Below are 13,990 nucleotides of genomic sequence, written 5' to 3'. Positions count from 1 at the left end.
ACTAGGCGAAGCTGCGGCGCTTCTTGATGACCGGCTGGGCTTCTTCTACCGCCGGGATGCTCTGCAGCACGCGCTTGGCCGGCAGGATGGCGATGACTTCGGTGCCTTCGCGCAGCCTGGATTTCAGGATGAACTGGCCGTCATGCTTGGCAAGGATCGCCTGAACGATCGGCAGGCCGAGGCCGGTGCCTTGTTCGGCGCTCTTGATGGCGATAGAGCCCTGGCCGAAAGCGGAGAGCACGACCGGGATTTCGTCTTCGGGAATGCCGGGGCCATTATCCCTGATGGAGATGTACTGGCCGCCGCCGGCCGTCCAACCGACCTTGACGTTGATTTCTCCACCCTGAGGCGTGAATTTCACCGCATTGGAAAGCAGATTAAGCACGACCTGGCGCATGGATTTCTCATCCGCCCAGATCGCCGGAAGCTGGCGCTCGACCTGATCGTGGATGGAGATGTTCTTGGCCCGCGCCCGAAGTTGCACCATGCCGATGCAGTCCTCTGTTATATCGAGCAGAGAAATCGCCTCTTCGCTCAACTCATACTTGCCGGCTTCGATGCGCGAGAGATCGAGGATTTCGTTGATGAGATCGAGCAGATGCTGGCCGGAGCGATGGATATCGCCAGCATATTCCTTATAGGTCGGATTTGCGAGCGGACCCATGACTTCCGCCGACATGACCTCGGAGAAGCCGAGGATGGCATTCAGCGGCGTGCGCAGCTCATGCGACATGGAGGCGAGGAAGCGCGACTTGGCGAGGTTTGCTTCCTCGGCACGGCGGCGAGCCTCGTCCGACATGGATTTGGCCACTTCCAGCTCGGCGATCAGATCATCCTTTTCCGACTGGAAGGACAGGATCCTCAGGCTGAACTGGAAAAGCCGGTCGCTGATGTAATTGAAGAAGACCACCGTCATAGTGAAGACGCCGGTCAGAGAGAGTTCCAGAATATCGCGCGACAGGCCGCTTTTTGCGGCAAGCGCGACGACAGCCGGCGCAAAGCCGACGAGTACGGCGCGCGTCAGCATGAAATTCGACATGGTCGTGACCGACAGCGCGATCAGCAGGGTAGCACCTTTATAGAGCGTGAAGCTCGAAGGTTCGCAGGCCGAACAGCCCTGCAGGGCAAAGACCGCCCAGCAGCAGCCGCTCAGGAACTGGCCTGCCAGCAACAGGTTGCGCCAGCGGCGTACGGTCTCTGCGGTAATTTCCTGCTTCCTGGCGCGGCGGGCGAGAAGAATATTGGCGGCATGGCATGTCAGCGTCAGCAACGCCCAGAAGAACAGGCTTGCATCCTCGGTGAAATAGGTGCCGAGCGCTGCAACGATGATGACGAAAAGCGGCATGATCGCCGCGCCCTGCAGCACGGCAGTGATATACATCTGCAGTACGTCACGATCGAAGGCGGAGCTGGAGGCATGGCCGGACTGCAGGCGTTCACGCGTCTGCCGCACGGCCTTTGAAACCGCCTTATTGCGGTGGCCGCGCGATTTATCGACAATGATCTTGTCGGTTGATGTGCTGACGCCGGTACTCATGTGCACGTTGAAATTTGTCCCGCAGATGAATAAGAGCTTAACTGGAAAGTCTTAAGAAGATGTTTGCCATCTTTGCCAAGGGTTTGTTTTGCAAGGAGGCAAAAGCGTGGCACGGCTTCTGGTGTTGACCCGAGACGGTGCAACCGCCCTCGCTTTTCTTGCTCTCGTTGCATTAATTGCTGCCAAGCTGAATGACAGGCCCGACATCCAGCACCAGGGCTCTTTTCACGCCGCCGATGGCGATAGTCTCGTTCTCGATGGCGAGCGCATGCGGCTGAAGGGTATCGATGCACCGGAACTGTCGCAGACCTGCGAGCGGCTGGAGCAGGGCTGGGCCTGCGGCAGGCAGGCGCAACAGGCGCTGCAGCAGCTGGTTTCGGACAACGCTACGCAATGCGGCGGAAACGAGCGCGATCGCTACGACCGACTGCTGGTCACTTGCCGAAATAGTGCCGGCAATATTAATGCGCGCATGGTGGCTTCCGGGATGGCGGTTTCCTACGGCGGCTATCAGCAGGAGGAAGGGCAGGCGAGGGCGCAAAAGCTAGGGCTCTGGGCCGGCCATTTCGAAATGCCGCGCGATGTCCGGGATCAGGCCCGGCATGAGAGCTCCGGCCTACAGCGACTGATCGGCGGATGGACGGGATGGGAATGAGCAGTGCGTTGAGCGAGGACCGACTGGACGGGCTGCGGGCCGAGATTGCCGCCTGCCGGATCTGTCGCGATGCGCCCTTGCGAGGCATCGAGGACCGGCTGCCGCACGAGCCGCGGCCGGTTGCCGTGCTCTCGTCGCGGGCCCGTGTGCTGATCGCGGGCCAGGCGCCGGGGCTGCGCGTGCATGAAAGCGGTCTGCCATTCGACGATGCCTCCGGCGACCGGCTGCGGCAGTGGCTGCAGGTGGACCGGCCGACCTTTTACGACCGGGATCGATTCGCGATCGTGCCGATGGGCTTCTGCTTTCCGGGCTATGATGCCAAGGGCAGCGATCTGCCGCCGCGGCGTGAATGCGCGCCGATCTGGCGGGATCGCGTGCTTTCGGCCATGCCACAGATCGAGCTGGTGCTTGCCGTCGGCGGTTATGCGCAGGCCTGGCATATGGGGGCCATGAGGCGCGAGAACATGACCGAGACCGTGCGGGCATGGCATGACAGCCTCGCCGTGCCGGGCAAGCCTTTGATTCTTCCGCTGCCGCATCCGAGCTGGCGCAATACCGGCTGGATCAAGCGGCACCAGTGGTTCGAAGAAGAACTGCTTCCTGAGTTGCGTCGGCGAATCAAAATGCTTACCTTCTGAAACAAAATTCTTTTCGTCGGCCGGAATCGCGCTATACAAAGAAAATAATTCGAAAAGGACTTAGTTTCGCATGGATCGCCTCGACCGAAAGATACTGCGCCTGCTCCAGGAAGATTCGACGCTCGCCGTTGCCGACCTCGCCAAAAAGGTCGGGCTTTCGACGACTCCATGCTGGCGGCGTATCCAGAAGATGGAGGAAGACGGCGTCATCAAGCGCCGAGTCGCGATCCTCGATCCGGAAAAGGTCAACACCAAAGTTACGGTCTTCGTGTCGATCCGCACTGCAACCCATTCCATCGAGTGGCTGCGCCGCTTCTCCGAGGTCGTGGCGGAATTCCCTGAAGTGGTCGAATTCTACCGGATGAGCGGTGATGTAGACTATCTGCTGCGCGTCGTCGTGCCCGATATCGCCGCCTATGACGCCTTCTACAAGCGGATGATCGCCAAGATCGAGATTCGCGACGTCTCGTCCGCCTTCGCGATGGAGCAGATCAAGTATTCGACGCAGCTGCCGCTCGACTACATGCTCCTCGAAAACGCCAAGTCTAACGAGGACTGAGTCGGACAGGCGCTTACAGGACAGGGCATATGATTTATAACGCCGGCGCGAACGCATCGCGCCCGCGCTGGTGAGGAAGCAGAAGCTCCTCTGGAGACTGCTCAGGCAAGTTGGGCGGGGAGAATCAGGAGTTCATCTGTGACTTCTGAGGGTGTTCGTCGAACACCAGCCACTTGACGGCGGCGCGAAACCTTTCCAAATTGTAATCTTCCTGTCATGGAACTATGCGAAGCCACGCAAGCCATGAATTGGCCCAGGCGTTGGGAGGCACGGGGGCCGATTCAGAAGGGTGGTCCGGGGGTATCTGGAACACTTTTATAATGTCCGTGCAGCGCAATATCGCGCCTTGCACGATTTTTTATGTTGTTGGCGAAACGTTTAAGCGACGCCAAAAATGCGCACCTATGGTTGCTTCTGCAACAAAAAGTAGGCCTCAAATCGATTGATGGTCGCTTTCTGCACCATTAGGTTCGATTTCAGGACACTATGTCCTAATCTCCCATCTTTATGTAGTCCTTAGCCGCCGCTAAAGTCTGGTTGCTTCGCGAAAACGTTCGAGCTCTGCTCCATTTTTGCGGTGCCTTGGGAGGAACATTTCAGCCGCTTGCGGTAGCCACTGGTTACCGCGGCGGCATTTGTGCGTTAGCTATTTATCCACTTGAAATTGTTGTATAAAAACCACGCCTGGCGCAGAAAGCATGCTCAGGCTGGGGGTTGGCTCCCTTCACGAATTGCTACAGTCAGATGTCTGTGGGATGAACGTTCGGCGGTTCGATCGATCCGCACGCCGTGAGGCTGTTCAAACGGGTCGGCTTTGGATCTTCGGAGACAGGGTAAAGCCCCGATCGACAAAGGAGTGGAATTCTACAATGAACATCAAGATGGTATTGCTTGCGTCAGCAGCGGCATTTGCTGCATCGACCCCGGTACTCGCAGCAGACGCAATCGTTGCTGCCGAGCCGGAGCCGGTTGAGTACGTTCGCGTCTGCGACGCCTACGGCACCGGCTACTTCTACATCCCGGGCACGGAAACCTGCCTGAAGATCGAAGGCTACATCCGTTTCCAGGTTAACGTCGGCCCGAGCGTTGGCGAAACCGACGCTCGCCCGAACGACTCTAGCTGGGATGCTGTAACCCGTGGTCAGGTTCAGTTCACGGCCAAGAGCGACACCGAATACGGTCCGCTCACCGGCGTTATCGTTCTTCAGGCAAACGCCGACAACGCGTCTGACCAGTCGACGATCCTCGACTCCGCTTACCTTGACGTCGCTGGCTTCCGCGCTGGTCTCTTCTACTCCTGGTGGGACGATGGTCTCTCCGGCGAAACGGACGACATCGGCTCCAACGTAACGCTGCATAACTCGCTCCGTTATCAGTACGAAACCGGTTCCTTCTACGCTGGCCTCAGCGTCGACGAACTGGAAGACGGCGTCTTCAAGGATGGCGAAGAGCCGAACAACGTCGGCGTTGCCTTCGGCATCGGCGGCACGGCAGGTGCGTTCAGCTACCAGGTCACCGGCGGCTACGACTTCGACAACGAAGATGGCGCAATCCGCGCTATGGGTACGGCTGAACTCGGCCCGGGCACGCTCGGCCTCGCAGCTGTCTACTCCAGCGGCCCGAACTCCTACTACTCGATCGCTGAATGGGCAGTTGCTGCCGAATACGCCATCAAGGCAACGGACAAGCTGAAGATCACCCCCGGCGTTCAGTACTACGGCAACTACTTCGGCGGCTCTTCGGATGTTCCGGATGACTTCGACGGTCTCGGCGATGCCTGGAAGGTCGGTCTGACGGTTGACTACCAGATCGTTGACAACTTCTACGCCAAGGCTTCCGTCCAGTACCTGGATCCGGAAGATGGCGACGACGTCACGACCGGCTACTTCCGTCTGCAGCGCTCGTTCTAATCTGAGCGACGGAACCCCCGGCCTTGCGCCGGGGGTCTCCTAACCCCACGAGTTTCTGATCAGAATGACCTCCGATCAGTAACGAGGGACTGGTCCGGTTTTCCCTGCTGGGCCAGTCCTTTGCAGTTAAAGTCGTTATGAAGCCAGGAGCGCCGCCACGCTTACCTGTTTCATCTTGCCGGAAGGCTTTCCTCCGGATTTTTCCCGACGTCGAGCACATTTAAAAACTATCAGTGTATTCGCTGCCCTTGATCAATCGCGCCATATTTTTTTGCGCGATATACACCTTTTGGTTGAAAAAATTCATCCGATGAACTACGCGTCTGGACAGGTTCTATTCCTCGGGAATCGATGCCAATAATGTGACTGTAACGTGACAGGTGAGGCGCTATAAGCATTTCAGAGGCTGGCATTCACTACTACTCTCGGGTAGGTTTCGATAATGGACGATCTTAACGACTACTTCTATTTTGCTGCCGTCGTCTCCAGCGGTGGTTTTGCATCCGCAAGTCGAACATTGAAAATACCCCGCTCCAAGTTGAGCAGGCGCGTCAGCCGTCTGGAGGATTGCCTCGGCGCCAGGCTGATCGAGCGCTCCACACGTCACTTCCGGGTGACGGAGATCGGGCAGGCTTTCTATGAGCAATGCCAGACGATTCTGAGAGAGGCCGATCGTGCGAAGTCGATCGTCACGGAGGCCCAGTCCGATCCGCAAGGGATCGTGCGCATGGGCTGCCCGCTCGGACTGATCGATATTTCGCTCGGAGCCGTGCTGCCGGAATTCCTGGAGCGCTACCCCAAGATCAAGCTGCAGATCATCGGTTCCGACCGGCGCACGGACCTCATCAACGAGCGCATCGACGTCGAAGTCCGCGCGGCGAGCGAGCCGGAAACACAGACGAGCCTGATGATGCGCAAGCTCGACCGGGCACGGCGCATCCTGGTCGCCAGCCCCTCGCTCGTCGAGCGCATGGGCGAACTCGGCGGCGTTGACGACCTCGGCAATGCGCCGACGCTTGCCATGACCACCTGGATGTCCTTCCACACCTGGGAGCTGGTTGGGCCTGATGGCGAGAAGAAGGTCGTACGCCATCAACCGCGGCTCACCTGCCGCAGCATGACGGCTATCCTCGATGCTGCTCGGGCAGGTGTGGGCTACGGTCTCATCCTGGAAAATGCCTGCGCGTCGGATCTCCAGTCCGGCCGGCTGGTTCGCGTGCTGCCGGAGTGGCAGACGGTGGAGAGCCAGTTCTATCTGGTCTTCACGACAACCAAGGGCATGCCGCCGGCGGTGCGGGCGCTGATCGATTTCCTCGTCGAGAAATCCAAGCAGCATCAGATCGTTACGACAGGGGCTGCGATCGCAGCACAGTAAAGCTCTGTTCCATGCAAGTGTTATCGCGAAACCGCGGCAGAGTTTTGCTGGAATTATTCGCTTTGTTTTCGCGCAATGCCGAGCGCTTAGCCGAGCCGGGCCAGCAGCTTTTCGCTCGTTAGTTCCCTGACCGCATCCTTGCCGATCCATCGCGCCGTCTTGTCCATGCTTGCGGCGAGGCGTTCGGCGAGGGCGAGCGCCTGACCATGGCAGGCGCGGTTGCGCTTGCCGATGTTGCGGAGTGCCCAGTTGGCGGCTTTGCGGACGAAGTTTCTGTTATCGGTGGAATGCGCTTCGATCAGCGGCAGGTAGGCAAGCAGGCTTTCATCCGGGTCCTTCTTCCGGTGTACGGCCGCACCGGCGATCATGGCGAAGGCGGTTCGCCTGACGAATTCACGCTCATCGGCGGCAAAGTCCGGGATCAGTGCGTCGAGTTTCGCCTCGATGAAGAGGTCGGCGGCGCAATCGACGATTTCCCAGGAGTTGAAGTCGGCGGCAAGTATGCAGGCCTCGGCTTCCGTAAGACTTTTCGGATCGAACGTGTAGAGCGCCAGCAAACGCGCTTCGCGGATGCCGCTTGCCCAGAGCGCTTTCGCTCTGGTGTGATCCTTCTTTGCGAGCCGGGCGATCCTCTGCAGATCAGGATTGGAAATGCCGATGGCCGTCTCGGTAACGATGCCGAAACGCGCCATGCCGGCGATATTGTCTTCAGAGCGCAGCGTCTGAAGATGCGCGATCAGTTCTGCTGCACTCGAAGATGGGGAGATCATTGACAGGGCGTGGTCATTTTTCGAGGCGGGCGAGCAGAGAAGACGTATCCCACCTGTTACCGCCGAGCGCCTGGACATCGCCGTAGAACTGGTCGACGAGGGCCGTCAGCGGCAGCTTGGCGCCATTGTTGCGAGCTTCGGTCAGCACAATGCCGAGATCCTTGCGCATCCAGTCGACGGCAAAGCCGAAATCGTATTTGCCCTGGTTCATGGTCTTGTGACGGTTTTCCATCTGCCAGGAGCCGGCCGCCCCCTTGGAGATGACGTCAACCACCTTTTCGATATCGAGACCGGCGCGCTTGCCGAAATGCACGGCTTCGGCAAGGCCCTGGACGATGCCGGCGATGCAGATCTGGTTCATCATCTTGGTCAGTTGGCCGGAGCCGGCTGGCCCCATCAGGCCGACCATTCGGGCATAGGCGTCGATAACAGGTTTTGCCTTTTCGAAGACAGCCTCATCGCCGCCGCACATGACGGTCAACACGCCGTTTTCAGCACCAGCCTGACCGCCGGAGACGGGAGCGTCGATGAAGTCGACGCCCTTTGCCTTGGCGGCTTCGTAGAGTTCGCCGGCGACTTCGGCGCTGGCCGTGGTGTTGTCGATCAGCACCGCGCCGCGCTTCATGGTCTTCAGCACGCCGTTTTCACCTGTAGTCACCTGGCGGAGATCGTCGTCATTGCCGACGCAGACGAAGACGAAATCGCAGCCGTCGGCGGCTTCCGCAGGGGTAGGGGCGGACTTTCCCGAGAACTTTTCCGCCCAGGCGGCGGCTTTTTCGGCCGTCCGGTTATAGACGGTGACATCGTGGCCGCCCTTTGTCTTCAGATGTCCCGCCATCGGGAAACCCATGACGCCGAGACCGATGAAAGCGACTTTCGCCATATGCTGTTCTCCATGACCGCTTGCAAACTGGTTTCGAGAATTAGCGGAAACGGGGGGCGGCGGAAAGCCAAGAGGACGGGTTAGAAGGCCTACCTTGGAACAAAATTTCTCCGAGCCTGACAAAACGGGGTCGGGAAAGTTTCAGATATCACGAATATGATAAATTTCTTTGTCGATCTAATTTATAGACTAAATCATCATCAATCTATCGAAACGGACCGGCCAGCGCAGCAGGAGCGCGGGCCTGCCAGAAATAGGGGATAGCGATGATCACGCGTCGACAGACGCTCGGGCTTTTCGGAGCCGCAGCCGCCACGGCCATTCTGCCGTCCGTCAAGCCGGCCCGTGCCGCAGCAACGGAATTTCGCATCGGCTGGCAGAAGAACGGCGTGCTGGCACTCGCCAAGCGTCGCGGCGCCTTGGAAAAGCGGCTTGCCGATCAGGGGATTACTGTGAGCTGGTCGGAATTCACCTCCGGTCCGCCGCTGCTCGAAGCGCTCGGCGCCGGCGCACTCGATTTTGGCGCGACGGGTGACGTGCCGCCGCTCTTTGCGCAGGCGGCAGGCGGTGCGCTCTATTATGTCGGCATCTATCGCGGCAGCCCGGCGGGCTCGGCCATCCTCGTTCGCAAGGATTCGCCGATCAAGACGCTGGAAGACCTAAAGGGCAGGAAGGTTGCCTTCAAGCGCGGTTCAAGCGCTCATAACGTAACGGTCAAAGCCTTGCGTAAGGCGGGGCTGGCGCCGCAAGATGTGCAGCAGATCGATCTCGCGCCGCCGGATGCGGCAGCGGCCTTCAAGAATGGCAGCATCGATGCCTGGTCGATCTGGGATCCCTATCTCGCCATCGCGGAAGCCGATCCCGATACGCGCATCCTGACGACGGCGGAAGGTATCGTCGATTCCTACAGCTTCTTCCTCGCCAACAAGGATTTCACCGACGAGAACGGCACGGTCATCGTCAACGTGCTGGACGAGCTCGCCAAGGTCGGCCGCTCGGCGCAGGACAATCTCGATGCGACGATCAAGGAGCTCTCGGAAATAACAGGTGTTCCCGCCGAAGTGACGCGGGTGACGCTGCAGCGCCCCGGCGCCGATCTCGGCAGCGTGACGACGGTGAGCGATGCGGCAGCCTCCTATCAGCAGGCGCTGGCCGACGAGTTCTACAATCTCGGTATCGTGCCGAAGAAGCTGACCACCGGCGATATCGTCTGGCGCCCGAAGGCAAGCTGATAGCCGCCGGGCGAGCTGACCAAGGCAGCCGCCGAGGTAGCTGACTTCGTCAGCACCCGGGCATCTGATAGCCGCCGGACGGAGGATCTCTCCTGCAGCTTGGGGTGGGCGCTGGGGCAGGGTCCTGCGACCGCGGCATGGGAGCGTACCCATGCCGCGGAACCGGGGAAAATTATTCTCCTGACCGAGTTAGAATAGCAAATTGATATTGTCGATCTAATTGGTCGTCTATGTCAGTATCTCCGCATGATCAGGCGCGACCGGTTCGCGACATTGGTTCGCAGCAGGGAACGGCCGAAAGCCACCAGAACGGAGAAGAGATTTCATGTTCACTCGCAGACAGACGCTCGGCCTTTTCGGCGCTGCGGCCGCCGCCACCATCCTGCCGCAGGTTCGCTCCGCAAAGGCTGCGGCCACGACGCTTCGCATCGGCTGGCAGAAGTTCGGCGTGCTGCCACTCGCCAAGGCCTCGGGCGCGCTGGAAAAGCGGCTTGAGGCCAAGGGCGTCAGCGTCGAGTGGAATGAGTTCACGTCAGGCCCGCCGCTGCTCGAGGCTGTCGGCGCCGGCGCACTGGATTTCGGCGTCTCTGGCGATGTGCCGCCGCTCTTCGCACAGGCGGCCGGTGGCGATCTTCTCTATGTCGGCGCCTATCGGGGACCTGCCGCCTTCCACGGGCTTCTCGTCCAGAAGGATTCGCCGATCCAGAAACTCGAGGATCTGAAAGGTAAGAAAATTGCCTATAAGCGTGGCTCCAGCGCTCATAATTTTGCGCTCAAGGTGCTCGCCAAGGCCGGGCTTTCGCTTGCCGATATTACCGAAGTCGATCTGCCGCCGCCGGATGCGGGAGCGGCCTTCAAGACCGGCAGCATCGATGCCTGGGCGATATGGGACCCGTTCTTTGCGGTGGCCGAAGCCGATCCGCAGACGCGGGTGCTGACGACCTCCGAAGGCCTGCTCGACAACTGGGGCTATTTCCTCGGCAACGGTACCTTTACCGGCGCCAATCCCGAAGTGATCGTCGATGTGATCGACGAGCTCGCCAAGGTCGGCGCGGCCGCCCAGGCCAATCTTGACGACACGGTGAAGGCGCTGGCCCAGATCACCGGCGTACCCGCCGATATCACCCGCGTCACGCTCACCCGCAGCCAGGCCGACCTCGGCAAGATCTCTCTCGTGCCGGATGCCGCGCTCACCTATCAGCAGGCGCTCGCCGATGATTTCTACAAGCTCAAGATCGTGCCGAAGCAGCTCAAGGTCAGCGATATCGTCTGGCACCCGAAGGCGAGCTGACAGCCGCCGGGCGAGCTGACAGCCGCACCGCCGATTTCAGACAGTTATAAGAAAGGAATGCGCTCATGACCGCTTCATCCGACCCGATCAATTTCCTCTGGTTCATCCCGACTTCAGGTGACGGCACCTATCTCGGTTCCACCGATCTCAACCGCGCACCGGAGATCGGCTATCTGACGCAAATCGCCCAGGCGGTCGACCGTCTCGGCTATTCCGGCGTGCTGCTGCCGACCGGTGTCGCCTGCGAGGAATCCTTCGTCATGGCCTCGGCGCTGGCAGCGCGGACCGAGAAGCTGCAGTTCCTGGTGGCGATCCGCCCGGGTACTGCGTCACCCGCCTATTATGCCCGCCTTGCCACCACGCTCGACCGCATCTCCAACGGCCGCCTGCTGCTCAATATCGTCGTTGGTGGCAGCCCCGCCGAGCTTGCCGGCGACGGCATCCATCTGGAGCACGACGAGCGCTACGCCCATGCCGACGAGTTCTTTCATGTCTTCGAAGAACTGCTCGAAAAGGGTGTCGCCAGCTATGACGGCAAGTACATCAAGGCGACCGATGCCCGCCTCGGCTTCCCCTCGGTGCAGTCGCCGCGCCCGCCGCTCTATTTCGGCGGTTCTTCGGATGCCGGCATCGATTTCGCCGTCGGCCGCGTCGACAAGTACCTGACCTGGGGTGAACCGCCGGCACAGGTTGCCGAAAAGGTTCAGAAAGTGCGCGCTGCCGCTGCCGGCAAGGGCCGCGACGTCTCCTTCGGCATCCGCCTGCACTTCATCGTTCGCGAGACGGACGAAGAGGCATGGGAAGCCGCTGACCGCCTGATCCGCCATCTCGATGACGAGACGATCGCCGAAGCGCAGGAGCGTTTCGTCAAGGAATCCGACTCCGTCGGCCAGAAGCGCATGGCAGCCCTCCATGGCGGGCGCCGCGACAAGCTTGAAGTGTCACCGAACCTCTGGGCCGGTATCGGCCTGGTGCGCGCCGGTGCGGGTACTGCGCTCGTCGGCTCACCGAAAACGGTGGCTGCTCGTCTCAGGGAATATCAGGACGTTGGCATCGATACGGTCATCGGCTCCGGCTATCCGCACCTGGAAGAGGCCTATCGCGTCGCCGAACTGCTCTTCCCGGAACTCGGCATCAGCAGGGACGAACAGCGCTTGAGCTTCAACAACGAGTTCGGCCGCAAGAAGGTTTTTGCCGGCGGTAGCCATGGCGGCAACCTGAAGGTCGTTTCCGGCTCCTGATAGGGGCCGCTTTTCCCAACGCAGTTCCGGACACGAAGCCCCGCACAGCTTTGCCGGAATTGTTCAGAACCGAAGCGCGAGGAAGATATCCATGTCGACTTTCGATACGCCGTTTGCGCGGGCTGCCGCCGAGACGCGCAAGGGTAGGGCGGGTTTCCGCCTGCCGCTGCCCGGCCGCGACAAGCTGCTGCCCTATCTGGTGCCGGTTGCGATCGTCGCACTCTGGCAGCTTGGCTGTTCTGTCGGCTGGATTTCCTCGCGCATCATGCCGTCTCCGGCCGATGTCGCCTCTGCCTTCTGGACGACGACGATCTCGGGGCAATTGCCTGAGGACGTTATGGTCAGCGCGGCGCGGGCCTTTGCCGGCCTTCTGGTCGGCGGCTCGATCGGCTTCCTGCTCGGCATTGCCAATGGCGTGTCGAAACTCTCGGAGCAGCTGACGGATACGACGCTGCAGATGCTACGCACCATTCCGCATCTGGCGATGATCCCGCTCGTCATCCTCTGGTTCGGCATCGGTGAGGAATCGAAGCTGTTCCTCACCTCGCTCGGCGTGCTCTTTCCCGTCTATCTCAACACCTATCATGGCGTGCGTAATGTCGATCGCGACCTGATCGAGATGGGCAAGGTCTATGGCATGAGCGGCTGGACGCTGTTCCGCAAGGTGATCTTCCCCGGCGCGCTGCCGTCGATCTTCGTCGGGCTGCGTTATGCGCTCGGCATCATGTGGCTGACGCTGATCGTCTCGGAATCGATTGCCGCATCCTCGGGCATCGGCCACATGGCCAACAATGCCCGCGAATTCATGATGACCGATGTCGTGGTGCTGGCGCTCGTCATCTATGCCGTGCTCGGCAAGCTCGCCGATGTCGTCGCCCGCGCGCTGGAGCGTCAGACGCTCAAGTGGAACCCGGCTTACGCCAAGTAGGAGTTGAAGCCATGACCGTTGTCACGCACGAACGTTTTCATGCCGCCGAAGCTGTAGAATTCTCCGAGAACCAGCCGGTTGCCGCCGGTGAAGGCGCTGCTGCCATCACACTTTCCGGTCTCGAAAAGAGCTTTGGCGCCAACCGGGTGCTGCGCGGCATCAATCTGCATATTCCGGCCGGCCAGTTCGTCGCCGTTATCGGCAAGAGCGGCTGTGGCAAGAGCACGCTGCTGCGCATCCTGATGGGCCTCGATGAACCTACGTCGGGCGATCTACACTTCGAAGGTGCTGATGGCAGCGAGACGCATCCGAATGCTCGCATTGTCTTCCAGGAACCGCGCCTCTTGCCCTGGCTCAGCGTCGCCGACAATGTCGTCGTCGGTCTCGGCGAAGGCGTCGAGAAGAAGCGTGCGCGTGAGGAAGCCCAGGCTGTGCTTGATGAAGTGCAGCTTGCCGAAAAGGCAGGCGAATGGCCGGCACGCCTCTCCGGCGGCCAGCGTCAGCGTGTGGCGCTCGCCCGCGCGCTCGTCAGCAAGCCGGGCATTCTGGCGCTCGATGAACCGCTCGGCGCGCTGGATGCGCTCACTCGCATCAGCATGCAGCAATTGCTGAACCGCGTCTGGCGCGAACTCGGATGCACCACTGTGCTCGTCACCCATGATGTCAGCGAAGCCGTGCATCTCGCCGACCGGGTGATCGTACTGGAAGAGGGCCGCATCGCGCTTGATCTCGCCATTCCCTATCCGCACCCGCGCCGCCACGGCAATCCGGCGTTGGCGGAGCTCGAAGGGCGGCTGCTGTCGGCGATCCTCGGTAGCGATGGCGGGCATTAGGCTCGCCATTCGTCGCCTTCCGGAAGGCAGCCACCTGAATGCCGGCAAGTGACATTGCGTCGCTGCGATGGCGCGAGGCGAGACGCGAGGGCGGATCATCCGCTAGATAAGAGCAGGTTCGCATCATCGCGATACCTG

Annotated in this window: 13 protein-coding genes; 10 read left to right on the top strand and 3 right to left on the bottom strand. The window is 60.5% G+C overall.

The window, feature by feature from the left end; genetic code table 11:
- Position 1: 1 nt before the first annotated feature.
- Complete coding sequence (locus J2X71_RS29410) at positions 2–1,537, bottom strand: HAMP domain-containing sensor histidine kinase (RefSeq protein ID WP_310388016.1); 1,536 nt, start codon at positions 1,535–1,537, stop codon at positions 2–4.
- Between the two features lie 106 nt (positions 1,538–1,643).
- Between J2X71_RS29410 and J2X71_RS29405 the strand changes: the two genes are divergently transcribed.
- From J2X71_RS29405 to J2X71_RS29385, 5 genes are all read left to right on the top strand, one after another.
- Positions 1,644–2,192, top strand: a complete 549-nt coding sequence (locus tag J2X71_RS29405; protein ID WP_310387810.1) for a thermonuclease family protein — start codon at positions 1,644–1,646, stop codon at positions 2,190–2,192.
- Positions 2,189–2,830 (top strand): uracil-DNA glycosylase family protein, encoded by a 642-nt coding sequence (locus J2X71_RS29400; protein WP_310387808.1) that lies wholly within the window; start codon positions 2,189–2,191, stop codon positions 2,828–2,830. The genes J2X71_RS29405 and J2X71_RS29400 overlap by 4 nt, the downstream gene beginning before the upstream one ends.
- Positions 2,831–2,900: 70 nt before the next feature.
- Positions 2,901–3,389 carry an Lrp/AsnC family transcriptional regulator gene (locus J2X71_RS29395; RefSeq protein ID WP_007816294.1) on the top strand — a complete coding sequence of 163 codons (489 nt, stop codon included), beginning with the start codon at positions 2,901–2,903 and terminating at the stop codon, positions 3,387–3,389.
- Between the two features lie 869 nt (positions 3,390–4,258).
- Positions 4,259–5,299 carry a porin gene (locus J2X71_RS29390; RefSeq protein ID WP_310387805.1) on the top strand — a complete coding sequence of 347 codons (1,041 nt, stop codon included), beginning with the start codon at positions 4,259–4,261 and terminating at the stop codon, positions 5,297–5,299.
- Positions 5,300–5,741: 442 nt separating this feature from the next.
- Positions 5,742–6,674, top strand: coding sequence for a LysR substrate-binding domain-containing protein (locus J2X71_RS29385; RefSeq protein WP_113321587.1), 933 nt, complete (start codon positions 5,742–5,744; stop codon positions 6,672–6,674).
- An 86-nt stretch (positions 6,675–6,760) separates the two neighbouring features.
- On the opposite strand, the gene J2X71_RS29380 is transcribed toward J2X71_RS29385, so the two are convergent.
- Positions 6,761–7,444, bottom strand: coding sequence for a DNA alkylation repair protein (locus J2X71_RS29380; RefSeq protein ID WP_310387801.1), 684 nt, complete (start codon positions 7,442–7,444; stop codon positions 6,761–6,763).
- A gap of 13 nt (positions 7,445–7,457) precedes the next feature.
- Positions 7,458–8,327 (bottom strand): NAD(P)-dependent oxidoreductase, encoded by an 870-nt coding sequence (locus J2X71_RS29375; protein WP_310387798.1) that lies wholly within the window; start codon positions 8,325–8,327, stop codon positions 7,458–7,460.
- 266 nt (positions 8,328–8,593) lie between these two features.
- Here J2X71_RS29375 and J2X71_RS29370 point away from each other — a divergent pair, with 266 nt between their 5' ends.
- The 5 genes from J2X71_RS29370 (at position 8,594) to J2X71_RS29350 (ending at position 13,852) form a co-directional block, all read left to right on the top strand.
- Positions 8,594–9,559, top strand: a complete 966-nt coding sequence (locus J2X71_RS29370; protein WP_310387796.1) for an aliphatic sulfonate ABC transporter substrate-binding protein — start codon at positions 8,594–8,596, stop codon at positions 9,557–9,559.
- A 325-nt stretch (positions 9,560–9,884) separates the two neighbouring features.
- Positions 9,885–10,850, top strand: coding sequence for an aliphatic sulfonate ABC transporter substrate-binding protein (locus tag J2X71_RS29365; protein ID WP_113321591.1), 966 nt, complete (start codon positions 9,885–9,887; stop codon positions 10,848–10,850).
- A gap of 65 nt (positions 10,851–10,915) precedes the next feature.
- The gene (ssuD, locus tag J2X71_RS29360; RefSeq protein WP_310387792.1) at positions 10,916–12,091 is read left to right on the top strand and encodes an FMNH2-dependent alkanesulfonate monooxygenase; all 1,176 of its coding nucleotides are present in this window, start codon (positions 10,916–10,918) and stop codon (positions 12,089–12,091) included.
- A gap of 91 nt (positions 12,092–12,182) precedes the next feature.
- Positions 12,183–13,019 carry an aliphatic sulfonate ABC transporter permease SsuC gene (gene ssuC, locus J2X71_RS29355; RefSeq protein WP_310387790.1) on the top strand — a complete coding sequence of 279 codons (837 nt, stop codon included), beginning with the start codon at positions 12,183–12,185 and terminating at the stop codon, positions 13,017–13,019.
- Between the two features lie 11 nt (positions 13,020–13,030).
- Positions 13,031–13,852: an ATP-binding cassette domain-containing protein gene (locus J2X71_RS29350; protein ID WP_310387788.1), complete on the top strand. Its 822-nt coding sequence runs from the start codon at positions 13,031–13,033 to the stop codon at positions 13,850–13,852.
- Positions 13,853–13,990 lie beyond the last annotated feature (138 nt).

This window comes from Rhizobium sp. 1399 (assembly GCF_031455475.1).
GTDB lineage: Bacteria > Pseudomonadota > Alphaproteobacteria > Rhizobiales > Rhizobiaceae > Rhizobium.
This window is presented reverse-complemented; position numbering and strand designations above follow the sequence as displayed.

Coding starts and splice junctions, on each gene's coding strand:
- J2X71_RS29400 (WP_310387808.1), top strand. CDS start 2,189: ATGAGCAGTGCGTTGAGCGAGGACCGACTGGACGGGCTGCGGGCCGAG.
- J2X71_RS29350 (WP_310387788.1), top strand. CDS start 13,031: ATGACCGTTGTCACGCACGAACGTTTTCATGCCGCCGAAGCTGTAGAA.
- ssuD (WP_310387792.1), top strand. CDS start 10,916: ATGACCGCTTCATCCGACCCGATCAATTTCCTCTGGTTCATCCCGACT.
- J2X71_RS29375 (WP_310387798.1), bottom strand. CDS start 8,327: ATGGCGAAAGTCGCTTTCATCGGTCTCGGCGTCATGGGTTTCCCGATG.
- J2X71_RS29380 (WP_310387801.1), bottom strand. CDS start 7,444: ATGATCTCCCCATCTTCGAGTGCAGCAGAACTGATCGCGCATCTTCAG.
- J2X71_RS29365 (WP_113321591.1), top strand. CDS start 9,885: ATGTTCACTCGCAGACAGACGCTCGGCCTTTTCGGCGCTGCGGCCGCC.
- J2X71_RS29390 (WP_310387805.1), top strand. CDS start 4,259: ATGAACATCAAGATGGTATTGCTTGCGTCAGCAGCGGCATTTGCTGCA.
- J2X71_RS29370 (WP_310387796.1), top strand. CDS start 8,594: ATGATCACGCGTCGACAGACGCTCGGGCTTTTCGGAGCCGCAGCCGCC.
- J2X71_RS29385 (WP_113321587.1), top strand. CDS start 5,742: ATGGACGATCTTAACGACTACTTCTATTTTGCTGCCGTCGTCTCCAGC.
- ssuC (WP_310387790.1), top strand. CDS start 12,183: ATGTCGACTTTCGATACGCCGTTTGCGCGGGCTGCCGCCGAGACGCGC.
- J2X71_RS29395 (WP_007816294.1), top strand. CDS start 2,901: ATGGATCGCCTCGACCGAAAGATACTGCGCCTGCTCCAGGAAGATTCG.
- J2X71_RS29410 (WP_310388016.1), bottom strand. CDS start 1,537: ATGAGTACCGGCGTCAGCACATCAACCGACAAGATCATTGTCGATAAA.